This is a genomic window from Streptomyces torulosus (genome assembly GCF_001419765.1).
Classification (GTDB): domain Bacteria; phylum Actinomycetota; class Actinomycetes; order Streptomycetales; family Streptomycetaceae; genus Streptomyces; species Streptomyces torulosus.
The window spans coordinates 1-21,239 of the sequence record NZ_LIRK01000242.1; the positions used below are offsets into that span (position 1 = coordinate 1).

The following is a 21,239-nucleotide window of genomic DNA, read 5'->3' on the forward strand; positions in this document are numbered from 1 at the left end:
CGCCTTCACAGACCAGAGCGCCGACAAGGTGCACGCCGCAGGTCCTGAGGGGCGGGCGGGGTGAAGTCGGCGCGGCGTTCGCTGATGTCGAGCAGGCGCAGGCGCCGCCCCTCAGGACCTGCGGCGTGCACCTTGTCGGCGCTCTGGTCTGTGAAGGCGATGGCCTGGATTTCCTCGAGTGTGGCGGTGACCGGCTGCTTGCGGCCCTCCTCAAGGCGCCGGTAGGGGAGCAGGGCCGTGCGCAGCGCCGCCAAGTCTTCGGCGGTACGGGGGGCGGGGGCGAGTTCGCCTGGCGCGTACCCGCCGCTGCTGTCCTCGAAGTCGACGAGGACTTCGTCATGAGCGGTGATCATGACGACCTGGCCCACGAGGTCGCCCGGGTTGTCGGTGGGGACGGTGGACACCACCCAGTCCCCTTCCTGCCACGGATTCACCCCGCGCCCCCTTGCCTGGTCAGCCCTTCTTACAGCCCTTCCAGCCTACGTGCCCCTTGACCCAATAGGCGGTCCAGATGCCCGTCAGGCCGTAGTTCTTGCCGTCGAGCTTGAGGTCCCGTCCCATCGTGACCACGCACATCGTGCGCTTCTTTTTCCCGCGCCCGTACTTGTAGGTGTGGGTGGTGGACACCTTGTTGACGTGGCCCTTGCTGCCCTTGGCGAAGTTGTTGAGGGCCTTGTCCCACAGGCGCATCGCGTAGCCGTTGTAGGGGTGGTTGGCCTTGTTGCCGGTGGAGCCGCCGCGCTTGATGTGCTCAAGCCCGTACTTGCGGTTGCCCACGCGTATCAGGGTGTCCTCGAAGTCCCCGAGGTACCAGCGGTAGACCTTCGCCGATCCCGGCCCGCTGCGGGTGTTCTTGGTACATGCGTCGTCGAAGCCGCAGTTCCACGACTTGGGCTTGGTCTTGTGGATGGATGCGTTGGCGGGGGCCGCGGTGAGCAGGACGGCCGCCGCCGCGGTGGTTGCCGTGACTGTGGTGATGAGACGTTTTCTCATGGGGCGCACGGTACGGAAGGCGCATGGGGGTGTGAATTGTCCTTTAGGGCATACGCAATTGGGCGCCGACGGTTCTTCGAAGCCGGCGGTCGGCCAGGCCCGGGGCGGGACTGGTTCGGTGCGCTGGCCAGGGAGCCGGTGTTCATCCACAGGTCCCCATGCCACGCACTTCTGGCTGAGCGGCTGCAAGAACGACGGCAAGCAGGCGTGCGGAATGGTTGGTGGCGTGCCTACGCGTGCTAGAACGGGTCCGCGAATCCGTTCGACGACTACGAGCTGTGGGTCATTTCCTGACCTCGCGCCTCGCGAGGTGGGCTGTCCGAGGCTTGATCAAATAAGCGGAGAGTGCTTCTGACGCGTGAATAGGGCCAGGTCAAGGGATTGCTTGGGCAGGGCTGGTTGCCTGGTCGTCGTCGAGGCCGCCGGGCAACTGGTCTGTGAGCAGTCAGGCCGCGTCATCGATCGGGATGACGGTGACGGTGTAACCGAGCCGGTTGAGCGCGCTGATCGCGCGGCGGGTGGCGCGTTCGCGGTCACGCAGGGCGAAGTAGGTACCGCCGAGCTCGTGGTAGGGACCTTGTCGGCGAGCACGTGCCAGATCGCGATGATGATCGAGTGCTCCCACGCCGATCCGTGAGGTGCTGGATACGAGGCCCACCCTGCTGTCCCTGGCTGACTTCGCGGTCACCGACCGGGTTATCCAGGACTGTGGCCAGCACATCGTCGCCATGTCGGCGTCGCTCGGGGACCGGGCATCTGACTGAGGACGACCCGGCTGTACGTCTCCGTGAGATGAACTGCCCCCTCTGTGTCCGCCCTGCGCACATGCGCGCCCAGGGCGGCGGCCGGATCGAGAGGTCGGCGAAGTCGGCGTGCGCCTGGGCGACGGCTTCGGGGTACGCCTCCTGCTTCCCGGGCTCGGCGAGGGCCCGGTAGCGGCCTCTACCGGTGGGCTCCCGGCTTCAACTGTCGTTAGTTCCCCGAGGTGTAAAGGACATTCAAGGGTGACCAGCGTGTACGCAACGGCCGCGTAAGCAATTCGGGTGAGAGGCGGGTGGACCGGACCCCGGCCGCCGTACAAACGTGATGATCTTGGCGGGTCATCCGGCGCAAGCACCCCGCAGCAGACAGGAACAGCACCGTGCCCGAGCAAGCCACCGCCACCATGACCGACGCAGCCAAGCAGCGCATCTTCGCCATGCTCGACCGGGACGGCGACGGCGCCATCACCCACACGGAATACCTCGCACGGGTCGACCGCGCGGCAGCCGCCATGGGCCGGGGCGCCGACGACCCCGTGGTGCACACGGCACGCGCCGCGCACGAGGAAGTCTTCGCGGACATGGATGCCGACCACGACGGACGGGTCACCTTCGAGGAATACCGCACCTGGGCCGGACACGACGCCTTCGAACGTTCCTGCCGAACGGCCCTCGGCTCACTCTTCGACATCGCCGACCACGACGCCGACGGTCGGCTCACCCGCGAGGAGTTCACCCGGCTGCGCATGGCGTCCAGCAACGCCGAGGCGGACGCCGGCCAGGCCTTCGACGACCTCGACACCGACGGCGACGGCCTCATCGACCGCGACGACTACCTCGCCGGCATTCACGACTACGTCACCACCGGCTCCTCCCCCATGGCAGCCGCCTACCGAACCCTCCCGACCCCCTGACCCACACCTCCCGGGCACGACGCCCGCATCGCCGACGAACTGGACCGCCTGTGCCCAGGTGCCTGGTGGAGAAGTCACCCTGGCGCCGCTGGGCATTGCCCCCTGGGACACGTGCCCTGGTCGGGACCCGTCCGACCCGCGAACCCGGCGAGCCCGGTGTCCGGCTGCGCTGCTTCCCCGACCTGCCCGTGCACCTGATGCGCGTCTTCGGGCTCTCCGGCACGACCGCACTGAAGTACGTCAGAGCAGCCCACCCCCACCGATTCGGGCCAGAGCCCACCCAAGCCTGATCGGCAGTCCCGAACCCGGGGTACAGCCGAGATACGCACCAAAGGAGTGATGAATTGATCTTGATGCGCCTTCGCGCGTGGTCAGCACAGTGAAGCCGCAGTAAATGCGTACACCTCGCCCTGGCGGCCGGAACGGGCCGCCGCAGATTGCCACGATCACGGCAGGGGCTCCGTCGCAGTAAATCCGTTATTTACTGCGGCAGTTGCGAACGCTTCTCTGTCATCGAGCATCCACTCGAATGTGGTTCTGTTGTGCGGACGTGAGGGGAGGGGGCTGTCAGTGCACGACGCGGACCAGGCCTGGCGCCAGGCTGTTTGCCTGGGTCATGCCCTCAGATCCTCCGTCACGGGCAGGCACTCGGCGAGCAGGTCGACGACGTCCCCCCAGGCTCGCTGCGCGTGCTGTGGGTGGTAGCCGACGCCGGGGACCGTGGGGTGGTCGACCGGCGGGTGGTGGAAGGCGTGCAAGGCGCCGCCGTAGACCGCGAGGCGCCAGTCGACGCCCGCGGCCTGCATCTCGGCGGTGAACGCGTTTCGTTGTGCGGGCGGCATGATCGGGTCTTCCGATCCGACCCCGGCCCACACCGGGCAGCGAATGCGCGCTGCCTCGCCCGGTCGACCCGTGGTAGTTGCGTTGACTGTCCCGATCGCGCGCAGGTTGACGCCGTCGCGCCCGAGTTCCAGCGCGATGGCGCCCCCGGTGCCGTAGCCGATGGCGGCGATCCGGTCGGGGTCGGTCCGGGGCTCGGTGCGCAACTCGTCGAGTGCCGCGTGGCCGATGCGCCGCATCCGGTCGGGATCAGCGAGCAGTGGCATGCAACGGGCCAGCATCTCCTCGGGGTCGCCCAAATAGCGCCCGCCGTGAAGGTCGAAGGCCAGCGCTACGTATCCCAGCTCGGCGAGAGCATCGGCCCGGCGGCGCTCGACGTCGCTGAGCCCCATGCCCTCTGGTCCGAGCAACACCGCGGGCCGGCGGTCGATACCGGCCGGGAGCGCGAGGTGCCCGATCATCGTCAAACCGTCCGCCGGGTACTCGACCGTACGCGTCGTAATCGCCGTCATAAGACTGGACTGTAGTGATCGCCGAGCCCGGCCAGGCCGGTGTCCTGCCGCTGGCAGAACAGCGCGCGTGTCCCTCTGAAATGCGGGGGCCGAGCCCTCAGGGCTTCAAGATCATCTCGTTGCCCCCTTGGCGCATACCTCGATCACACCCAACCCGTCGGCTACTCCGCCAGCGGGCGCGGCCACATCCCCCTCCGGTTCCCCGCGATTCCACCCCGAGAATCCGCGAACCCGTCGGCTTGGCGCAGGGTTGAGTTCGACTGGATGGTGCGGCTCGGTTGGATCCGCTCGCCGCAGTCGATCGAGGTCCGCTTCGGCACCAGCCGGGCCGGGGCCGTCGACGTCGCGCTCTACACCACGGCGTCCGTCGACGCGATCCCCGCCGCGCACCCCGAGGTCGACTTCGAGCAGCTGCGCTCGGTGGAGAAAGGCCGGCGCTCCCCGCTCGCGGCGCTGGCGAAGCAGGCCGCCGTGGCGTGACGTCGACGGACCCCGTTCGTTGAACGGGGCTGCGGAGCAAGCGACAAGCCTCCGAGGCCGGTTGGGTCTCGGAGGCTTGGTCGTTCTGGAGAGGTTGGCGGACTCAGCGGCGGCGGAGTTCCTCGGACCAGTCCCGGAGCTGGTTTTCGAGGGTGAGGTTGTCACCCCGGGCCACGGTCTGCAGCAGTTGGGCGCACACGGTCGCTTCGGCGGCGAGGCCGGCCGGGCTGCCCAGGATGGGGAAGGCGTCGCGGACGCGGGTGGCGACGTCCTCCTGGAGCAGCGAGTAGGCGTAGAGCATGGCGGCGTCGAACCCCTCCGGGGCCTGCCCCCAGCCTTCCCAGTCCAGAAGCCGCAGAGGCTCGGTGAGGTTCGCCCAGTGCAGGTCGGCGTGGGCAGTGGTCCAGCAGGTAACGGCGGGGGCCGGGATGCCGACGAACTCGGGGATCGCCCGGTCCATGTACTGCTGACGTACGGCGACACGGTCAGTGACAGTTGCCGACACTTTCTCCAGCGTCTTGGTCAGGTCGGCCCACCAGGAGCCGGGCAGCTGGAGGTCGTGCTGGAGGATCGGGTCGTCGGACAGGACCGGGCCATCGACGCGGACCGACAGCTCCGCCCGGTAGGCGATGCCGTCGTCGACGGCGTCGTGGACGGCCAGGAGGGCGGGCCGGTGGCCGTCGAGGTCGCCGAAGGCGTGCTGTGCGTCCAGGGCGCCGTCCCACAGCTTCCCTGACGCTTTGGCCTCCGGGGCGGACACCAGGCGCAGCCAGGCGGGCACGCCCGTAGCGGTGCGGGCCGGGGCGCCCAGGGTGCGCCCGGCCCAACCCCAGAACTCCGCGCCCGGCTCAACCTGGACGTCCAGGGCCTTCGCGGTGTGCGCGTGGTGGGCGCGCATGCGCTGTTCGGTGTCCGGGTCAGGGGGAGGCGAGTACACCGGTGATCTCCCGCAACTTGGCGGCGGTCAGGGAGGGTTGGGCGACGGCGTCGGCCGCCTCCTTCCAGTGTGGCGCACCGGAGGCGGCGAGAAGGACGTTTGTCACTCCTGGGCATGACGCGACGGCGAGGATGCACGCCTGTGCGGGGGTCAGGCCCGGCCGGATGAGGTCGGCGAGCTCCTGGTCGACCATGCCGGGGAGCTCCCCGCCATGCAGTGGGGCCGACGCCATCACCCGCAGGCCCGCGTCCACGGCGGCCGGGAGCGGGCCCCGGCCGTCCAGTACCTGCACGATCGGCGTCATCATCACCAGGCTGACCGGGAGCTGGATGGCGGCCAGGTGGTGCTGTCCGCCGGCGGCATCGGCGGCCAGGGCGAGCAGCTCCCCCACCGTGAACGCCTCCTCCTCCAGGCCCGCCCACGTGGCGACGCCGTACCCCGCCACGTGCCCAGCGGCCACCTCTTCCTCCAGGACGGCGAAGGCGTCCCGGATCGCATGGTGCAGGGCGGGGCGGTCGCCGGGGTGGGCGCGCTCGGGATTGTGCAGCAGGACCAGGTCCAGGCGGTCGCGCCCGAGCTGCTCGCGGTTGCGGCCGGTCTGCCAGCGCACGTAGTCGGGGGCGAGGCTGTGCCCGGCGGCGGCCTGGTCCTGGTTGAGGACACCGTCGTTCACGGCGTCGGTGCCGGTGGCCGCGGTGAAGTACCCGGTCTTGGTGGAGACGTTCAGCAACGGGTGGGCGGCCAGGGCAGGGGCCAGCAGGACCTGTGCGCGGCCGGTGGCGTAATTGGGGGCCGTGTCGACCCACTGCGCGCCGGAGGCGGCCGCGCGGACGGCCGCCTCCGGGATCGCCTGGCACCAGTAGGTACCGAGGGCGAGTTGTGCGGTCACAGCAGGCTCCCCACCGTCGCGGCCTGCCCGGCAACGAGCTCCTGGACCAGGGCGGCGACGTCCTCCAGGGCGAGGCCGGCCGTGTCGGCGAGCGTGGCCAGGTCCACGGTCCGGCCGTCGGCCAGCGGGCGCAGCACCGCTTCCGCCTCGGGCGCGAACTCGTACACGGTGCCGGCGGCGGACAGCGTCACCGCGTCCTCGCCGACCTCCAGCACCGCTCGGGCGGTCGTCAGCCTCACCCGCAGACCGCCGTCGACGGGGACGGTGTCGATGTACGGCAGGCTCGGCACCATCCGGCCCACGGCCTGCCCGTCCATCGCCGCCCGGTAGCGGGCGAGCAGCCCGGGATCGTCCAGCAGTTCGGCGAGCCGCTTGCACATCCCGTCCACGGCGTCGGCCTGGATATCCGGCGCGGCGAGCAGCGGCAGGTCACGCCTCCAGTCCTCGTGTCCGAGCAGCTGCTCGGACACCCAGGCCATCAGGTCGGTCGCCGTGTGGGTCTGCAGGCCGCAGGTGACGTGCAGGGAGCGCACTCCCTGGTCGGCGGAGACCGCGTGCCACACGCCGCGCGGCACGTACAGGACGTCGCCCGGCCACAGGACCAGGTCGGCGACCGGCTCTGTGGGCGCCTCGCCCGGGTCCTCGATGTCGCGGTACAGCGGGTAGGGGCGGGTGGTGCCGTAGATCCTCCAGCGCTTCGCGCCGTCCAGCTGGACGATGACCGTGTCGTGGTCGTCCCAGTGGATGCCGAACCCCTCGGTGGCGCTCCAGGAGGCGTAGAGGTTCGCCTGGACGCGCGTGTGCAGCTCACGCTCGATCGCTTCGCACAGGCGGGCGATCGGCGGGTGGAGTTCGTCGACGCTGTCCAGGGCGAGGGAGGCGCCCTCAGCGAGGCGGGCGTGCAGTTCAGCCGGGTGGAGGCGGTGCCAAACCGTGTGGCGGCGGGTGGCCACCGGCGTGGTGTAGCCGCCGACCAGCAGCGTCTCGCCGTCGCGGGACAGCCGCATGCGCGGCGGCTCCATGCGGTGGCCGGCCAGGATCTGGTTGAGGTCGTCCCAGGACATCAGCCCGGCGACATCGAGGGCGCCGGGTACGTGGCGGTGTTCGCGGTGCAGTGCCTGGGCGAGGAAGTCCTCGCCCAGGCACGCCGCGATGGACAGGCGCGTCATCGCGTCAGGGCTCCCGATCCGTCAGTCGTTGCCGTCGCTCTTGCCGGTGCCGCCGCCGTCCGAGGGGATGGCGTTGCGGCCCCGGGCGGCGACGATCGACCGGCGGGAACGGACCAGGCCGCCGGCCGACGGGCCGGACGTGGCGGGCGGGGGCTGGACGGGACTCTGCATGAGGACCCTCCTTCTGATCGGTCGGCCGAGCCCTGACGGCACGGCCGCGACACCCGCTAGTACAGCCACGAGAACGGCTGGCGATAACCCCGTCATGGGGCCCCCATGGTGGGTATGGTCGTCAGGCTGACGCAGCGTCATTCCACGAGCTTTCAGGGGGACTTGTGGACGACTTACCGCCGTCACCCGCCCAGATGCCGCACTGTCTGCTGGCCGACCCCACGTTCGTGAGGGCCCTGCGCGAGCGCGACTTCACCACGGTGTTCGCCATGGCGCACGACGAGGGGATCTCCTACAACCGGATCGCGGAGGCGTGCGCGCTCAAGTCCGAGCGAGTCAGCCAGATCGCCCGGGGCACCGCAGCTGTCACCGCGCTGGCAACTGTCGAGCGAATCTCCAGCGGTCTGCGCATTCCCGGTGCCCTCCTGGGGCTCGCTGCGCAACCCTGGGAGGACACCGCCGCCCTCGGCACGGAGTCCGACCATGGAGATGACCCGATGAAGCGCCGCAACATGCTGCGTGGCGCGCTCGCCGCCGGCCTCACCGCCCCGGCACTCGCCGCCCTCACCGCCGCCCGGACCGACGTCGACCAGACCCTCTCCCCCGACACCCCCCAAGACCTGGCCGACCTCGAGGCCGCAGCCGAGAGCTACGGGTACGGCTACCACGGACAGGCACCCACCCGTGTCCTGGCCGATCTGGTCTCGGACTTCGCTGGTCTGCGTCCGCTGCTCACCATCCCGCAGCCCGCACCGGTCCGGGCCAGGTTGTGCCGGACGGCCGGGCAGATGGCCGGGATGACCGCGATCGTCTTACACGACCTGGGCAGCCGGAAGGAGTCCCGCGCGTGGTTCGCCACCGCCGCCCGGGCCGCCGCCGAATCCGGCGACCAGCAGCTGCACGCCTGGGTCCTCGCCCGTGAGGCGATGGTGCCTCTCAACTACGGCGCTCCGAGGGCAGCGGCCAGCCTCGCCGAACAGGCCCGCCGCATCGCCGGCACCCGGCCGACCGCTGCGGCGACGCTGGCGGCCGCGGTCGCCGCCCGCGCCTACGCCCTCACCCACCAGAGCGAGCAGGCCCGCGCCGCACTCGCCGCCGCCGACGCCCTCATGGAACGACTCCCCGAGGGCGAGCGGTCGGACACCTGGCTGACGTACGGCGAGCAGAAGCACCACGTCCACCTCAGCCACGCCTTCACCACGCTCGCAGACACCCGCCGCGCGAACGAGAGTCAGCAGCGTGCCCTGGAACTGTCCGCGCCGACCAGCACCATGACCCGCACCCTGCTGACCATCGACGCCGCCGCCTGCTCCCATCACGCCGGCGACACCGAGCAGGCATGCCGCCGCACCGTCGCTGCCCTGACAGCACTGCCCGCGGACTACCGCACCGGCCTGGTCCGCCGCCGCGCCCTGGACCTGTACGAGGCGATCCCCGCCCAGCACCACCGCGAGCACGCCGTGCGTGAGTTGCGAGACGTCCTGGCGGCCTGAAATAGAGTCCGGCAGTCCGAGCGTGAGCGCAGAGACTTGAGATGCCGGGCCCAGGGGCGGCTTCTTCTCCGGGGCTCGTGGTGTGTCCATCCGAGGTGCCCTCTTGATGTTCAGCGTTTCGCGGTGCCCATCTGCTCGGGGGTCGTCTGCCTGTGCTCACGGTCGACCGCTCTGGTTTCCGGGGATGTGTACGGACTGGGGGCGGGGCGGCTGGGGCGGCTGTCCCAGATGGAGGGGCGGTCGGCCGCGGCAAGGAGGGTGTTGATGCGGCGGGCGAACTCGTGGCCGGGCAGCGGGAGCTCCGTGTCTGGCTCACGGAGGTAGCCGGCCGTGACGGCCGTGGGGATGTAGGCCATGAGTTTGCTGACTCCGGCGGGCCGGGAGCGGACGGTCTGCTTGGCGAGGTGGCCAAGGACCCGCATGAAGTGGGTGGTGGTCGTGCTGGTGATGCGGTGTTCTGCCGGGTGCCAGGTGCCGCCGTCGTCGAACGCGGGGGGTTGGGGTGGGGGCTGGACGTCGTCGGTCTGCCGGTGCCAGAAGTCGGCGGTGTCCCCCTCACCCAGTGCCAGGTGGTGGAGGTAGAGGCAGTAGGCGGCGGCTGCTTGTCCGGCGCCGGCGGCGTACTGCCACCAGAAGCGGGCGCCTTCGTCTGTGTCGGTCAGCTGCAGGACACACGCGAGGACCAGGGCGGCACGGGGTTCGGGGACTTGGTTGGTGACGAATGTGGCTACGGTGCCCGGTGGGGTGTGCGAGACGAGCGTTTCGCACAGGGTACGCAGGTCCTCAGCCGCCGCGTGGCGGCTGCCGCCAGGGGAGCTGTGGACGGGCTGGTCGGCATCGGGTGCGGACGATGGGGCGGTCGAGTGGACGATGTCGCGCGGCAGGGTGCGCTCGCGGACGAGCACGGCTCTGGAGAGGAGTTCTTCGATGCCGGTCACGGGGTGTTCCCTTCGGTCGCGGGCGGCGGGCACAGGACGCTCTCCAGGAAGCGGGTGGCGTGACGCTCGTCCGAGCGGACGGCGGCCAGCGGCACGCCCAGGAGGGCGGAGACGGTCTCGGGCGGGCGATTCCACAGCCGGCGCAGCACCATGACATCGAGCTGGCTGCCGGGCAGGCGGCTCATGGCCGCGAACAGCTTCAGGCTCTCGGCGATCTGGTCCATGCGGTCGGCCGGGTCGGCGAGGGACTGAAGGGCGGCGGTGTCGAAGGCGGCCATCCCCAGCTCGGGCCGTCCGTCCCGGTGCGGGGTGCTGGCTATGACCGTGGCGCGCAGGACGTTCCAGGCGTAACGGCGGGTGTCCTGGCTGGCCAGGGCGTCGTCCCAGGACAGCCAGAGGATGTCGAAGGTGTTGGACACAGCGGCGTCACGCCGGTCGTCGTCGAGGAAGACCTGTGCGTAGAGGAGGTAGTCCAGTTCCACGAGTTCGCGGAACGCGCTGTGATCCAAGGGTGGGGCCGTGTGGGTGGCGGTCAGGATGGGGGTCCGTTCGGTGCAGTCGTCGACCCACTCGCTGCTCCTGTGGGCTTCGAGCGCGGCCTGGCACCACAGCTGGTACAGGGGCCAGTTCGGCATGCCCAGCTCGGTGGCCAGTGAGTAGACGATTTCCCAGCGGGGGTAGAGACCGACACCGCGCAGCAGTTCTGAGAGGTCGTTAAGTCCCGTTTCCGATGATGTGGTGTCGCCCGTTCGTGGGTGATGGGACGGTTCCGTCCTCGCGTCGTGTCGTGTGCATGATGGGGTCGCGGGTATGGAACGGGTGCCGTACGCAACCGACTTGTCCGACGAGCAGTGGGTGTTGATCGAGCCGCTGGTCACCGCGTGGAAGCAGGAGCGGGTGGCGCGGTCGGCGACCGGGGACCCGGGCTCCTGCGACCTGCGCGAGGTCGTGAACGCGCTGCTCTACCAGAACCGGACGGGCTGTCAGTGGCGGCTCCTGCCGCACGACCTCCCGGCCTGGTCGGCGGTGTTCTACTACTTCACTCTGTGGCGCCAGGACGGCCTTGACCAGCGGATCCAGGAGATCCTGCGCTGCCAGGTGCGGGAGCGGTCCAGACGATTAGAGGACCCGTCCCGGGTGATCATCGACACCCAGTCCGTCCGCGTCGCGGCCGGGGTGCCGAAGGAGACGACGGGACTGGACGCGAACAAGAAGACGCCTGGCAGGAAGCGCGGGCTCGCCGTGGACGTTTTGGGCCTGATCATCGGCGTGGTGGTCCTGCCCGCGAGTGCGCACGACAACGAGGCCGGCATCGCCCTGCTGGACCAGGCGGCGGAGCGGTGCGGGCTGCGCCTGGAGAAGGTCCTGGTCGACCAGGGCTTCAAGGACGCCGTGATCATTCACGGGGCGGTGAAGGACATCACCGTCGAGGTGGTCCGCCGCAACCCCGACGACGAGGGCAGAGGCTTCGTCCCGCAGCCGAAACGGTGGGTGGTCGAGCAGGTCAACGGCACCCTCATGCTGCACCGGCGCCTGGCCCGCGACTACGACCACCGGCCCGACAACGCTGCCTCCCGCGTCTACTGGGCCGCCACCGCCGGCATGCTCCGCCGTCTCACCGCCCCCAGCCCCGCCTGGCGCGACGAGATGGAGCTGGCCGCGTGAACGTCTCTGAACTCCTGCGGCTGCTGCAGGCCGAACACGACGAGACCGCCGCCCGCACCGATCAACTGCGCGAACGGATCGAGCAGTTCACCACCGCCCTCGCCGAAACCGAGGCCCGCCTGGCCGAACTCATCGCCACACGCAAGGTCATCGACGGCCTCGCCCCGCCCGACCACGCACCGACCGTCGCGGATCCCGCCACCACCACCGTCTACCAGCGCATCGTGACGGCGTTCAACGAGCACCCCGGAAAGGTGTTCCGTGTCCGCGATCTACACGAGCAACTCGGCCTGCCCACCGATGAGCCCTCGATCAACGTCACCCGCTCCCGCCTGGGACGACTCGTCCGCCAGGGACTTGTCGAGCAACCCGGACGCGGCCAATACCAGAAACGGATGTAACGCCGCTTTTAGCGGGCTGGCATCGGCATGGTCGACGGCCGCCACTCTCGCCTGAGTAACCCGAATACCCACGAGTCGGATACCTCGCCGTTCACGACGCAGTCTTCCCGCAACGTCCCTTCCCGCACGAATCCGATCTTCTCCAGAACCCGGCCAGATGCCGCGTTACGCGTATCCGCCTCGGCCTGAACTCGATTCAGATCCAATGTGTCGAATGCCCACTGCAGCAAGGCATGCGCGGCTTCCGTCGCGTAGCCATGGCCCCACATCGCAGGGTCGAGGCAATAGCCCAGCGACGCGCTGCGGTTGTCCGGGTCCCAATTGGTCAGACCACACCAACCGACGAAGGCCCCGTCAGAAGCACGGTCGATGGCCACCCGCGCCCCAGTGCCTTCGTCGGCGATCCTTCCGCACATCGCGATGAAGCGTTCAGCGCGAGCCCGGTCGTTCCACGGCGCGGAGTCCCAGTAGCGCATCACATGGGTGCTGCTGTGCAGTGCGAAGAGGAGGTCCGCGTCGGCCTCGGTGAACGGCCGCAGCCGCAGGCGAGTGGTGCGCAGGATGGGAGTAGCCAAGGTCATGCGAACCATCTTGTGTCCTCATGGGGTGGGCAGGACACCGAATATCCCGTCCCGGACCGCTCCTGGCCCACCTGGACATGTCCACTACCAGAAGCGGACTTAACGACCTCTCACAGCATCCCCCGGAGCACGAGCCCACTACGACCGCCGCCGAGCAGCCGAAGAACGACACGTCGCAGCACAACGCAACCTGTTCAACCGCATGCTCGGCTGCCTGCACCACTGCCTCACCCGCCGCATCCCCTACAACGAAGAGACCGCCTTCCCCGACACTGCTTGACTGATCAACCGCATCGGATGTCTGTCTGATCCCAAAGCGCCCCCGGTTGACGCTGTTTGCGCCCTGGGGATGCATCGTGCCCGACGGTACTACCGAAACATGACGCGACAGCGCCCGTATCCCAGCGACCTGTCCGATGCCCGCTGGGAGCTGATCGGCCCCACGCTCACCGCCTGGCGGGCCGAGCGCAGAGGCAAGGGCCTGGACATCGGCCGCCCACCCGAGCACGACCTGCGCCGCATCATGGACGCCATCCTGTACGTCGACCGCACCGGGATCCCCTGGCGGTATCTGCCGCACGATTTCGCACCGTGGGAGACGGTCTACGGCTACTTCGCCGCCTGGCAGAAGGAGGGTGTCCTCGACCGGCTCAACGGCCTGCTGCGGGGCCTGGTGCGTGAAGCCGAAGGCCGCGACGCCGAACCGAGCGCCTGCGTGCTCGACGCGCAGAGCATCAAGACCTCCGCCAACGTCCCAGCAGCCGGCCAGGGCATCGACGCAGGCAAGAAAATCGCAGGTCGCAAGCGCCACATCGGCGTCGACACCCTCGGCCTGCTGCTGGCCGTCTGGGTGAGCGCGGCGAGTGTCTCCGACAACGCCGGCGGCATTCACCTGCTCTCCCAGATCTCCGCCACCAGCCCCCGAGTGACCAAGGCATGGGCCGACACCGGCTACCGGACGAAGGCCATCGACCACGGCGCCCGCCTCGGAATCGATGTCGAAGTCATCCAACGCGACCCCGGCGTCAAAGGGTTCAAGGTGATTCCCCGACGCTGGGTGGTCGAGCGGACCTTCGGCTGGCTGATGCACCACCGCCGTCTCGCACGCGACTACGAGACTCACCCCCACCGATCCGAAGCCATAATCCACGTCGCAATGATCGACCTCATAAGCCGACGACTCACCAGTGAATCCACTCCGAACTGGCGCGACACCTGAATTTCGAACCAAACAACCTCGCCGGGACAAAACGCTCTTTAAGTCCGGGATGATCCGTGAACCGCTCCGGGATCGGTGGAGGCTCTATGCGCTGACTCCAGCCGCCGGTCGGGGCTGGTGTTGAACGTAGTGGTTGGTCTCGTGCTCGTGGGGCGGGATGTCTCCGATCGCGGTGTGGAGGCGCTGGTTGTTGAACCAGTCGACCCATTCCGCGGTGCGGAGTTCGACGTCGGCGAGGCCGTGCCAGGGCCTGCGGGGCTTGATCAGCTCAGTCTTGTAGAGGCCGAACTGGGATTCCATGAGCGCGTTGTCCAGGGCGTCGCCGACGGTGCCGATCGGGGCATCGATACCCGCCTCGATCAGGTGCGCGGTGAACGCGAAAGACGTGTATTTGCTGCCGGCACCCGAATGATGAACGAGCCCCGGTCCAGCGGGAGTTCCGGCGCGGTCGCAGCGCCACAGGGCTATGTCGAGGGCGTCGAAGAGGCGGGCTGCGTACTGTGGGGGCAGGGCGACGGTCAAGTGCCGGATGCGGTCCTGGTCCGTCGACCCGATCGGGGCGTGGAGCTGGTTCTGCTGGATGACCTCGAGTTCGTGTGGGGAGGCGGGTCCGCCTCAGCCGATCCTACGTTGTTGGTGGGTCGGACGAAGTGTTCCTATCCGGTCCCGGCTGTCGTCGCGCCAGCCAGGGGGCGCGGGGTGACGTTGGCAGTCACCGCCCCGGGTCGGAAGATGCGTACGTCTTCTTGTCAGCCTCGGTCGAGGCGGTGGGGCGGAGGCGGATGACCAGGGACAGCATGGCGGCGGCCGCGCAGAGGGCCGCGAGTGCGAACCAGACGGGGTCGTAGCTGCCGAAGGCGTCGCGGGCCACGCCGCCGAGGAAGGAGGCCGAGGCCGCACCGATCTGGTGTGCTGCGTTGGTCCAGCCGAAGACGATGGCGCTGTCCTCGCCGTAGAAGGTGCGGCACAGGGCGATGACCGGTGGCACGGTCGCCAGGTCGAGGAGACCGAAGACGACCACGAAGGTGAGCATGGGCGCGTTGACGGTGGCGGTCATGATCAGGGGCAGGCTGATCATGAGCAGGCCGCGCAGGAGGAAGTAGGCGGCAAGGAGTCGGCGGGCGTCCATGCGGTCGGTGAGCCATCCGGAGGCGATGGTGCCTGCCACGTTGAAGACGCCGATGAGTGCCAGCAGTGTCGAGGCGGTGGTGATGGGCATGCCGTGGTCGTGGGCCGCTGGGGCGAAGTGGGTCCACATGATGCCGTTGGTGGACGCGCCGCAGATGGCGAATGCGCCGACGAGCAGCCAGAAGGGGACGGTTCGGGCGGCGTCGCGCAGGACGGTCACGGTGCGGCGGGCGGCTCCGGGAACGGGTGCGGGGCGCGGGATGAAGGTGTCGCTGCCGTAGGGGCGTTGTCCGACGTCGGCGGGGTGGTCGCGCAGGACGAGGTAGATCAGGGGGGTGACCGCCAGGGCGGCGAGGGCGAGGCTGACGAGGGCGGGTCGCCAGTCGTGGTGGGCGATGGTCCAGGAGAGGGCGGGCAGGAAAACCATCTGGCCCAAGACGCTGCCGGAGGAGAGGATGCCGGTCACCAGGCCGCGGCGGGTGGTGAACCAGCGGTTGGTGACGGTGGTGCCGAGGGTCATCGAGAGCGATCCGGTGCCCAGGCCGACGAGGAAGCCCCAGAAGAGCGTGAACTGCCAGGCGAAGCTCATCGTGGTGGTGAGCAGTGCTCCGGCGGCGACGGCTCCCAGCGCGGCGATGACGACCCTGCGGATGCCGAAGCGGTCCATCAGGGCTGCGGCGTAGGGGGCGGTGAGCCCGTAGAGGATCATGTTGACCGACGCCGCCAGGCCGATGGAGCCGCGGGACCACTGGAACTCCTGGCGCAGGGGGTCCTGCAGAATGCCTGGCATGGTGGAGAAGGCGCCGGCGACGATGATCGCCACTGCGGTGACGGCGGCTACCCACCAGGCGCGGCGCCCAGCGGCGTTGGTGCGATGGCCGGTGGTGTTGTGCATGCCTTCATCCTTCGGTGAGACGGGGGCGGGGAAACCACTGGCCGTTTGTACAGGTAGTGAAAGAATCTGGTCATTACAGTGAGTGACGATTTCGTGCACAAAGTTGTGGTCCTGGTTCGTCATGGTCTTCTGCCCATGGAGCTGGGCATCGTGCACCGCCTGTTCGGCACCGCGGTGAGTGAGGCCGGCCGACGCCTGTATTCGGTCGTGACCTGCGCCGTGGAGCCGGCGAGGTGTTGACCGACGCCGACTTCACGGTCAACGTGCCGTTGGGGCCGCGGGCCTGCGCGACGCGGACACGGTGATCGTGCCGGCCGCGGTCGAGGACTATGGGCCTCAGCAGCGGGGCTGGCTGAGGCCGCTGGTCGAAGCGGCTCGCGCGGAAGTGCCGGCGACAGCGCGCCTGGCTTCCATCTGCACCGGTTCGTTCGTCCTGGCGGCAGCCGGCCTGCTCGTGGGCCGGCTGGCGACGGGCGAAGACGCACTGGAAGTCATGTCCCGAGCTGGCCGCCCTGTACCCGGAGATCGATGTCGACCCCGACGTGCTGTACGCCGACGACAGAGGGGTGCTGACGTCCGCGGGTGTTGCCGCGGGAATCGACCTGTGCCTGCACATGATCCGCAGTGACCATGGCGTCGACGTCGCCATCACTGTCGCCCGCGGCACGGTGGTGCCGCCGCTCCGGGAAGGCGGCCAGGCCCAGTACATCGACCGCCCCGTGCCCGATGGCGACGACAGTTCCACCGCCGCGCTCCGGGTATGGGCCGTGGAACATCTCGAGGAGGCCCTGACCTTGCAGGATCTGGATCGCCAGGCTTCGACGAGCGTGCGCACGCTGACCCGCAGGTTCCGTCAGGAGACCGGTATGACGCCGATGCGGTGGCTCGGCCAGCAGCGTCTGCAGTACGCCCGTCGGCTGCTGGAACGCACGGGCGACCCCGTGGACCGCATGCCGCCGCGGCCGGTTTCGGGACGGGAATTGCGATGCGCCAGCACTTCCGCGAGGCACTGGGGGTGTCACCGCGCGCTTACCGCAACACCTTCCGTGAAGCACAGTGAGGGCACGCGCGCGGTGACACTGCATCAGCTGGGCCATCAGGTGAGTGCAGAAGCCGGCTCGATGGGCCCGATCCGGTAGAGCACCTCGTCGTGGTGCTCCTCGGGGAAGAGCGAGGCCGGGAAGAGCACTTCGGTGTGAACGGGGGCCTGGTACCGCTTGGCGCACTTCTTCAGCACCATGATGATGGCCTTGTTGTCGGCCGACACGGTCGCCTCGATGTAGCGGGCGCCATTGCCGACCGCGCGCTCGGCGGCCCGTTCGAACAGCTGCACTCCGAGCATCGGAATGCCGTGGCGCGGCTTCACGGCCTCCTGCCACACCAGATAGGTGTCGGGCTGATTGGGGCGGAAGTAGCCGGTCAGGAAGCCGACGACCTCGTCGCCGAGTGATGCCACGAGGGAGGTTTCGGCGAAGTCGCGGCACCACAGCGCGTAGTAGTAGGGACTGTTGTCATCGAGTTCGTCCGACTCGTGCACCATCTGCCACATGGCCTGCGCGTCCTCGACGCGCGGCGTCCGGTACTCGGGGCGGACCCGGCTGGAGGTGGAGAGGGAGGCCGGCGCGGTCATGCAATGGCCTCCTCGGTGAGCAGCGGGTAGACGCCGTTCTCGTCGTGGTCCTCGCGGCCGGTGACCGGGGGGTTGAACACGCAGATGAAACGGGAGTCCACGGTGGGGCGCAGCGTGTGCTTCTCGTGCCCGTTCAGCAGGTACATGGTGCCGGGGGTGATGAGATGCTTCTCGCCGGTTTCCTCGTTGGTGAGTTCGGTCTCGCCTTCGACGCAGAGGACGGCCTCGATGTGGTTGGCGTACCACATGGTCGTCTCCGTGCCGGCGTAGACGGTCGTCTCGTGCAGGGAGAAGCCGACTCCTTCCTTCGCGAGGATGATGCGCTTGCTCTCCCATGTTCCGGAGCGGGACTTGACGTGCCTGTCGGTGCCTTCGATGTCCTTGAACGAGCGAACGATCACGGTTGCCTTCCCCTGGGCTCGTGTCGGATGCGTGCGTGGCGTCTCGGGCAGGCTCGGCGGCCTGGCCGCGGACGTGTGCTGGCCGGTGTGGTGGGTCGTTCAGGCCGCGTTGCGTGTCTCGAGGTGGGCGAGGGCGAAGTCGGTGAAGGTGTCGACGGTCTCGAAGTCGTCGGCTTCGAGTTCTTCGGGGTCCACCTCCAGGCCCAGGGAGTCCTCGAGCTCCATGAGCATCTCGAGCATCGTGGTGGAGTCCAGGTGAAGGTCGTCGAAGAGCCTGGTCTGTCCGGAGAGTTCGGTCACTGGCCGGTCCAGCACGTTACTCAGGGCCGTTTCCATGGCGGTGGTCACGTCTGTGCGGTTGAGGCTCATCGAGCCTGCTCCTTTCATGCGTTTGCGGGGTCGTGGATGAGGTTGGTCAGGGCCTGTCGGTCGACTTTGCCGTTGTGGTTGGTGGGGAGGTGCGGGACCGGGACGCAGCGGCGTGGGATCTTGTAGTCTTCGATGAGGCCTTGCATGCGGGCCAGTACCTCGGGTCCGTCCAGTTCGGTCACTGCGGCCAGTACCGCGGTGCGTCCGGTCTTCGGGCCGGGCGGCAGCACGGCTGCCGAGTCCACGCCTTCGACACGGCGGGCTGCGGCCTCCACTTCGGTGGCGCTGACGCGGAATCCGCGTTCCTTGTAGAGGTCGTCACGGCGCCCTGAGAAGTAGAGGTAGCCTTCGTCGTCCATCCAGCCGTAGTCGCCGGTGCGCAGTTCCGGGAAGAGGCCGTCACGCCGGTGGAAGCGTTCGGCGGTCATCTCAGGGCGCCGCCAGTACCCGGCCATGACGTTGGGGCCGCGGACGACGAACTGGCCGACCTCTCCTGCCGGCAGTCGCTTGCCGTCGTCGTCGATGATGAAGACCTCTGTACCGGGGAGCGCCTTTCCGGAGGAGCCGGGCCGCTGAAGGTCTCCGTCCGGCGGCATGATGGTGGCCCGCTTGCATTCCGTGAGCCCGTACATCAGCTGTACGCGCAAGGTGGGTATCGCCTCGCGCAGGTCGGCGATGGTCTTCTCGGACAGGGCGGCACCGGTGTTGGTCAGCAGGCGCAGGGCGGGCTTGTTCTTCGCCCTGCGTACCAGCCAGGACAGGCGGTCGGAGACGGAGGGCACGGCGGCGAGCACGGTGGCCTTGCTGTCCTGCAGGGCGCGCAGGAGGGGTGGGCCGGCTTCTGCGACATGGCCTACTCGCAGCTGCGCGCCGGCCAGAAACGTCAGGAACATCTGGTAGAGGCCGTAGTCGAAGGACAGTGGCAGAGGGCTGTAGATAATGTCGTCGGCGCGGTAGGCGAGACAGTCCTGGATGGCCTGGGTGGCGAAGAGTATCTGCTGGTGGGTGCTGACCACTGCCTTGGGCAGTGACGTGGTGCCCGAGGTGTAGATCAGGCATGCCCCGTCGACTGCGAGCGGAGGGTTGGGCAGGTGTGGGTCTTCCCTCGGGGCTGGGGCGTGGCGCAGTTCCTGGGAGGTGAGGACATGTACGTCGTGTGCTTGTGCGATGACGGAGACACCGGGGTCGTCGGTCACGATCGCGGCGGGTTCGCAGTCCTGCAGCACGTGGTGGAGCGGGTCGTCCCGGACGTCCTCGTGCAGCACGCTGAACATCGCGCCTGCTCGGGAGGCGGCGTGGACTGTGACGGCGACGGTGATCGCGTCGGGTGAGGAGATGACGACCCGGTCGCCGCGCTGGACACCGTGCGCGCGCAGCAGGTGCGCGGCATGGCGAGAGGCCTGTGCCAGGTTCTCGTAGGTGATCGAGTCCGAGGCGGTGCTTATGGCACACCGGTCCTGGTGTACCGCGGCTGCCTCGTCGAGCAGGGAGTGAAGGGTCAGATGCTGGGGCACTACCGTCCTCCTGTCAGCACGGTGTCCTTTTCGCTTCGGTGCCGGCTGCTGTCAGGTGGGCTGGACCGTTTCGGCTTGGGGACGACGGTTACCGCGTTCGCCGTGCACACCGTGATGGGTTCGGCCAGGGGCTGGGCCGCGCTGGGACTCGTGTCGCAGGAGGCGATGACCTTGCGGGCTTCCAGGGCTACGAAGCGGCGCAGCTTGGTGCTCCGTACGAGCTGGGCGGTGGCCTCGATGTAGTCTCCGGGGCGGACGGGGGCTGTGAAGCGGACGTCGGAGTACTCGGCGAGCAGTCCTTCGTCGCCGTCGGTACGGATGGTGATTTCGGTGACGAGGTCGCCGAACAGGCGCAGGAGTCGTGCGCCGTCGACGAGTTCCCCGCCATAGTGGGCTTCTTCCTGGCCGATCCTGATGCGCAGCTGCGCTGTGACAGCGTTCATGTCACCTTCAGGAGAAGTCATGGATGCGTCATTCTTTCTTCCGTCACTGATGGTGGCGTGCTGGTTCGGGTTAGGAGACGAGAGCCACGGCGGCGACCACGTTGCTCTTGTGTGTGATCGAGATACGCACGGTCTGGTCGGACGCTGCCTCGGCGGCTTCGGCGCGCAGCTCGACGTGTGGTGATCCGTCGTCAGCACGCTTGATGTGGATGTTGCGTGGCGCGATGCCTTGGAACAGGCCCTTGCCCAGCGCTTTGAGGATGGCCTCTTTGGCGGCGAAGCGTCCGGCGAGGTACTCCAGGCGCCTTTCGGGTCCGAGGTTCTGCGCCTGCTGGATTTCCTCCGGGGCGTAGCAGTACCGCAGGAACCAGTGGCGCTTCACCAGGCAAGCCAGTTCGTCGCGCTCGAGAACGTCTAGGCCTACGCCCATGGGTGCACCGGGCGTCACGAGGCGTCCTTGAAGACCGCCAGATGCTGGCGGGAGAGCATCTCTTCGGGTGTGTCCCGCTCTCGCACGAGGGTGGCGTGTCCGTCGTGCACGAGAACCTCGGCGGGATAGCCGTGGCTGAGGAACAGTCCTGGCGAGGCGGTGGGACCGTAGGCGCCAGAGCGTTCGATCCCGAGCAGGTCACCGGGGCGGACTTCGGGGAGCCTGGCCTTCTTCACGATGGTGTCGTTCGGCGTGCACAGCGGCCCGGTGACCGTGTAGGTGTGTGTGGGGCGGGCGGCAGGGCGTCCCAGGTGGACGATGGGGAAGTTCCGTTTTACGAAACTTCCGATCCCTATTGATCAGAAACTCAAAGGGTTCTCTTCGAGGGTGTAGCGGACGTGGGGGCCGCCGAAGTAGCCGCGGACGATGTGGGGCTGGCGCTGGCGGCGGTGGAAGAACCTGCGGG

24 protein-coding genes and 5 pseudogenes are annotated in these 21,239 nt (G+C 68.6%); 8 read left to right on the plus strand and 21 right to left on the minus strand.

All coding sequences use genetic code 11. From position 1 onward, the window contains the following. Positions 1-5: 5 nt before the first annotated feature. The 3 genes from AOK23_RS17180 to AOK23_RS47890 form a co-directional block, all read right to left on the minus strand. Complete coding sequence (locus AOK23_RS17180) at positions 6-434, minus strand: hypothetical protein (protein ID WP_157878055.1); 429 nt, start codon at positions 432-434, stop codon at positions 6-8. A 19-nt stretch (positions 435-453) separates the two neighbouring features. Further along, on the minus strand, positions 454-993 hold the full coding sequence (locus AOK23_RS17185; protein ID WP_157878056.1) for a hypothetical protein: 540 nt from the start codon (positions 991-993) through the stop codon (positions 454-456). A gap of 445 nt (positions 994-1,438) precedes the next feature. Beyond that, positions 1,439-1,681 (minus strand): hypothetical protein, encoded by a 243-nt coding sequence (locus AOK23_RS47890; protein ID WP_157878057.1) that lies wholly within the window; start codon positions 1,679-1,681, stop codon positions 1,439-1,441. A gap of 453 nt (positions 1,682-2,134) precedes the next feature. Between AOK23_RS47890 and AOK23_RS17195 the strand changes: the two genes are divergently transcribed. Beyond that, complete coding sequence (locus AOK23_RS17195) at positions 2,135-2,668, plus strand: EF-hand domain-containing protein (protein WP_338056474.1); 534 nt, start codon at positions 2,135-2,137, stop codon at positions 2,666-2,668. Positions 2,669-3,282: 614 nt separating this feature from the next. On the opposite strand, the gene AOK23_RS17200 is transcribed toward AOK23_RS17195, so the two are convergent. Further along, positions 3,283-4,020, minus strand: coding sequence for a dienelactone hydrolase family protein (locus tag AOK23_RS17200; RefSeq protein WP_055713589.1), 738 nt, complete (start codon positions 4,018-4,020; stop codon positions 3,283-3,285). A 264-nt stretch (positions 4,021-4,284) separates the two neighbouring features. Here AOK23_RS17200 and AOK23_RS17205 point away from each other — a divergent pair, with 264 nt between their 5' ends. Continuing rightward, complete coding sequence (locus tag AOK23_RS17205; protein ID WP_055713590.1) at positions 4,285-4,500, plus strand: hypothetical protein; 216 nt, start codon at positions 4,285-4,287, stop codon at positions 4,498-4,500. A gap of 103 nt (positions 4,501-4,603) precedes the next feature. Here the strand turns inward: AOK23_RS17205 and AOK23_RS17210 are convergent, their stop codons facing one another. From AOK23_RS17210 to AOK23_RS48455, 4 genes are read right to left on the minus strand one after another with little or no spacing between them, the layout of a single operon-like run. Next, positions 4,604-5,398: a hypothetical protein gene (locus AOK23_RS17210; RefSeq protein ID WP_240496421.1), complete on the minus strand. Its 795-nt coding sequence runs from the start codon at positions 5,396-5,398 to the stop codon at positions 4,604-4,606. 19 nt (positions 5,399-5,417) lie between these two features. Then, positions 5,418-6,326 carry an aldo/keto reductase gene (locus AOK23_RS17215; RefSeq protein ID WP_055713592.1) on the minus strand — a complete coding sequence of 303 codons (909 nt, stop codon included), beginning with the start codon at positions 6,324-6,326 and terminating at the stop codon, positions 5,418-5,420. Beyond that, a complete protein-coding gene (locus AOK23_RS17220; protein WP_055713593.1) occupies positions 6,323-7,495 on the minus strand; it encodes a cupin domain-containing protein in 1,173 nt (390 codons plus the stop codon). Before AOK23_RS17220 ends, AOK23_RS17215 begins: the two co-directional genes overlap by 4 nt. A gap of 21 nt (positions 7,496-7,516) precedes the next feature. Next, on the minus strand, positions 7,517-7,666 hold the full coding sequence (locus AOK23_RS48455; RefSeq protein ID WP_169800307.1) for a hypothetical protein: 150 nt from the start codon (positions 7,664-7,666) through the stop codon (positions 7,517-7,519). Positions 7,667-7,830: 164 nt separating this feature from the next. Here AOK23_RS48455 and AOK23_RS17225 point away from each other — a divergent pair, with 164 nt between their 5' ends. After that, positions 7,831-9,159: an NsdA family TPR-like regulatory protein gene (locus AOK23_RS17225; protein ID WP_055713594.1), complete on the plus strand. Its 1,329-nt coding sequence runs from the start codon at positions 7,831-7,833 to the stop codon at positions 9,157-9,159. A 110-nt stretch (positions 9,160-9,269) separates the two neighbouring features. Here AOK23_RS17225 and AOK23_RS17230 read toward each other — a convergent pair whose 3' ends face one another. Beyond that, a complete protein-coding gene (locus tag AOK23_RS17230; RefSeq protein WP_055713595.1) occupies positions 9,270-10,097 on the minus strand; it encodes a hypothetical protein in 828 nt (275 codons plus the stop codon). Continuing rightward, positions 10,094-10,732, minus strand: a complete 639-nt coding sequence (locus AOK23_RS17235) for a sigma-70 family RNA polymerase sigma factor (RefSeq protein ID WP_206336224.1) — start codon at positions 10,730-10,732, stop codon at positions 10,094-10,096. The genes AOK23_RS17230 and AOK23_RS17235 overlap by 4 nt, the downstream gene beginning before the upstream one ends. 175 nt (positions 10,733-10,907) lie before the next feature. Between AOK23_RS17235 and AOK23_RS17240 the strand changes: the two genes are divergently transcribed. Further along, on the plus strand, positions 10,908-11,762 hold the full coding sequence (locus tag AOK23_RS17240; RefSeq protein WP_055713596.1) for an IS5 family transposase: 855 nt from the start codon (positions 10,908-10,910) through the stop codon (positions 11,760-11,762). After that, the gene (locus tag AOK23_RS17245) at positions 11,759-12,163 is read left to right on the plus strand and encodes a type IV toxin-antitoxin system AbiEi family antitoxin domain-containing protein (RefSeq protein ID WP_206336225.1); all 405 of its coding nucleotides are present in this window, start codon (positions 11,759-11,761) and stop codon (positions 12,161-12,163) included. Before AOK23_RS17240 ends, AOK23_RS17245 begins: the two co-directional genes overlap by 4 nt. An 8-nt stretch (positions 12,164-12,171) precedes the next feature. Here AOK23_RS17245 and AOK23_RS17250 read toward each other — a convergent pair whose 3' ends face one another. Then, positions 12,172-12,744 (minus strand): GNAT family N-acetyltransferase, encoded by a 573-nt coding sequence (locus AOK23_RS17250; protein ID WP_055713608.1) that lies wholly within the window; start codon positions 12,742-12,744, stop codon positions 12,172-12,174. A 109-nt stretch (positions 12,745-12,853) separates the two neighbouring features. Here AOK23_RS17250 and AOK23_RS49845 point away from each other — a divergent pair. Together AOK23_RS49845 and AOK23_RS17255 are read left to right on the plus strand one after the other, a co-directional pair. After that, a pseudogene (locus AOK23_RS49845) lies at positions 12,854-13,024 on the plus strand (IS110 family transposase); the annotation flags it as partial. 99 nt (positions 13,025-13,123) lie between these two features. Then, positions 13,124-13,963, plus strand: a complete 840-nt coding sequence (locus tag AOK23_RS17255; protein WP_055713597.1) for an IS5 family transposase — start codon at positions 13,124-13,126, stop codon at positions 13,961-13,963. Positions 13,964-14,047: 84 nt separating this feature from the next. Here the strand turns inward: AOK23_RS17255 and AOK23_RS49850 are convergent. From AOK23_RS49850 to AOK23_RS17265, 3 genes and pseudogenes are all read right to left on the minus strand, one after another. After that, positions 14,048-14,386 (minus strand): annotated as a pseudogene (locus AOK23_RS49850) (integrase core domain-containing protein); the annotation flags it as partial. Positions 14,387-14,437: 51 nt separating this feature from the next. Further along, positions 14,438-14,524, minus strand: a pseudogene (locus AOK23_RS48465) (telomere-protecting terminal protein Tpg); the annotation flags it as partial. Positions 14,525-14,675: 151 nt separating this feature from the next. Further along, the gene (locus AOK23_RS17265; protein ID WP_055713598.1) at positions 14,676-15,986 is read right to left on the minus strand and encodes an MFS transporter; all 1,311 of its coding nucleotides are present in this window, start codon (positions 15,984-15,986) and stop codon (positions 14,676-14,678) included. Positions 15,987-16,121: 135 nt separating this feature from the next. Between AOK23_RS17265 and AOK23_RS17270 the strand changes: the two are divergent. Next, positions 16,122-17,046: pseudogene (locus tag AOK23_RS17270) on the plus strand (GlxA family transcriptional regulator). Between the two features lie 36 nt (positions 17,047-17,082). Here AOK23_RS17270 and ectA read toward each other — a convergent pair. The 7 genes and pseudogenes from ectA to AOK23_RS45075 all read right to left on the minus strand — a co-directional run. After that, positions 17,083-17,616 carry a diaminobutyrate acetyltransferase gene (ectA, locus tag AOK23_RS17275; protein WP_055713599.1) on the minus strand — a complete coding sequence of 178 codons (534 nt, stop codon included), beginning with the start codon at positions 17,614-17,616 and terminating at the stop codon, positions 17,083-17,085. After that, on the minus strand, positions 17,613-18,017 hold the full coding sequence (locus AOK23_RS17280) for an ectoine synthase (protein WP_055713600.1): 405 nt from the start codon (positions 18,015-18,017) through the stop codon (positions 17,613-17,615). Before AOK23_RS17280 ends, ectA begins: the two co-directional genes overlap by 4 nt. 99 nt (positions 18,018-18,116) lie before the next feature. Then, positions 18,117-18,386 carry an acyl carrier protein gene (locus tag AOK23_RS17285; protein ID WP_055713601.1) on the minus strand — a complete coding sequence of 90 codons (270 nt, stop codon included), beginning with the start codon at positions 18,384-18,386 and terminating at the stop codon, positions 18,117-18,119. A 14-nt stretch (positions 18,387-18,400) separates the two neighbouring features. Then, positions 18,401-19,900 (minus strand): class I adenylate-forming enzyme family protein, encoded by a 1,500-nt coding sequence (locus AOK23_RS17290; RefSeq protein WP_055713602.1) that lies wholly within the window; start codon positions 19,898-19,900, stop codon positions 18,401-18,403. Beyond that, positions 19,900-20,343, minus strand: a complete 444-nt coding sequence (locus tag AOK23_RS49855; protein WP_240496422.1) for a hotdog fold domain-containing protein — start codon at positions 20,341-20,343, stop codon at positions 19,900-19,902. The genes AOK23_RS17290 and AOK23_RS49855 overlap by 1 nt, the downstream gene beginning before the upstream one ends. 70 nt (positions 20,344-20,413) lie before the next feature. Further along, positions 20,414-20,791, minus strand: coding sequence for a holo-ACP synthase (acpS, locus tag AOK23_RS49860; RefSeq protein WP_055713604.1), 378 nt, complete (start codon positions 20,789-20,791; stop codon positions 20,414-20,416). Continuing rightward, positions 20,788-21,132 (minus strand): annotated as a pseudogene (locus tag AOK23_RS45075) (diaminopimelate decarboxylase); the annotation flags it as partial. The gene acpS and the pseudogene AOK23_RS45075, both read right to left, overlap by 4 nt. Positions 21,133-21,239 lie beyond the last annotated feature (107 nt).

Coding starts and splice junctions, on each gene's coding strand:
- AOK23_RS17265 (WP_055713598.1), bottom strand. CDS start 15,986: ATGCACAACACCACCGGCCATCGCACCAACGCCGCTGGGCGCCGCGCC.
- AOK23_RS17210 (WP_240496421.1), bottom strand. CDS start 5,398: ATGCGCGCCCACCACGCGCACACCGCGAAGGCCCTGGACGTCCAGGTT.
- AOK23_RS17240 (WP_055713596.1), top strand. CDS start 10,908: ATGGAACGGGTGCCGTACGCAACCGACTTGTCCGACGAGCAGTGGGTG.
- AOK23_RS49855 (WP_240496422.1), bottom strand. CDS start 20,343: ATGAACGCTGTCACAGCGCAGCTGCGCATCAGGATCGGCCAGGAAGAA.
- AOK23_RS17235 (WP_206336224.1), bottom strand. CDS start 10,732: ATGCCGAACTGGCCCCTGTACCAGCTGTGGTGCCAGGCCGCGCTCGAA.
- AOK23_RS17220 (WP_055713593.1), bottom strand. CDS start 7,495: ATGACGCGCCTGTCCATCGCGGCGTGCCTGGGCGAGGACTTCCTCGCC.
- AOK23_RS17255 (WP_055713597.1), top strand. CDS start 13,124: ATGACGCGACAGCGCCCGTATCCCAGCGACCTGTCCGATGCCCGCTGG.
- AOK23_RS17185 (WP_157878056.1), bottom strand. CDS start 993: ATGAGAAAACGTCTCATCACCACAGTCACGGCAACCACCGCGGCGGCG.
- AOK23_RS17285 (WP_055713601.1), bottom strand. CDS start 18,386: ATGAGCCTCAACCGCACAGACGTGACCACCGCCATGGAAACGGCCCTG.
- AOK23_RS17200 (WP_055713589.1), bottom strand. CDS start 4,020: ATGACGGCGATTACGACGCGTACGGTCGAGTACCCGGCGGACGGTTTG.
- AOK23_RS48455 (WP_169800307.1), bottom strand. CDS start 7,666: ATGCAGAGTCCCGTCCAGCCCCCGCCCGCCACGTCCGGCCCGTCGGCC.
- ectA (WP_055713599.1), bottom strand. CDS start 17,616: ATGACCGCGCCGGCCTCCCTCTCCACCTCCAGCCGGGTCCGCCCCGAG.
- AOK23_RS17250 (WP_055713608.1), bottom strand. CDS start 12,744: ATGACCTTGGCTACTCCCATCCTGCGCACCACTCGCCTGCGGCTGCGG.
- AOK23_RS17205 (WP_055713590.1), top strand. CDS start 4,285: ATGGTGCGGCTCGGTTGGATCCGCTCGCCGCAGTCGATCGAGGTCCGC.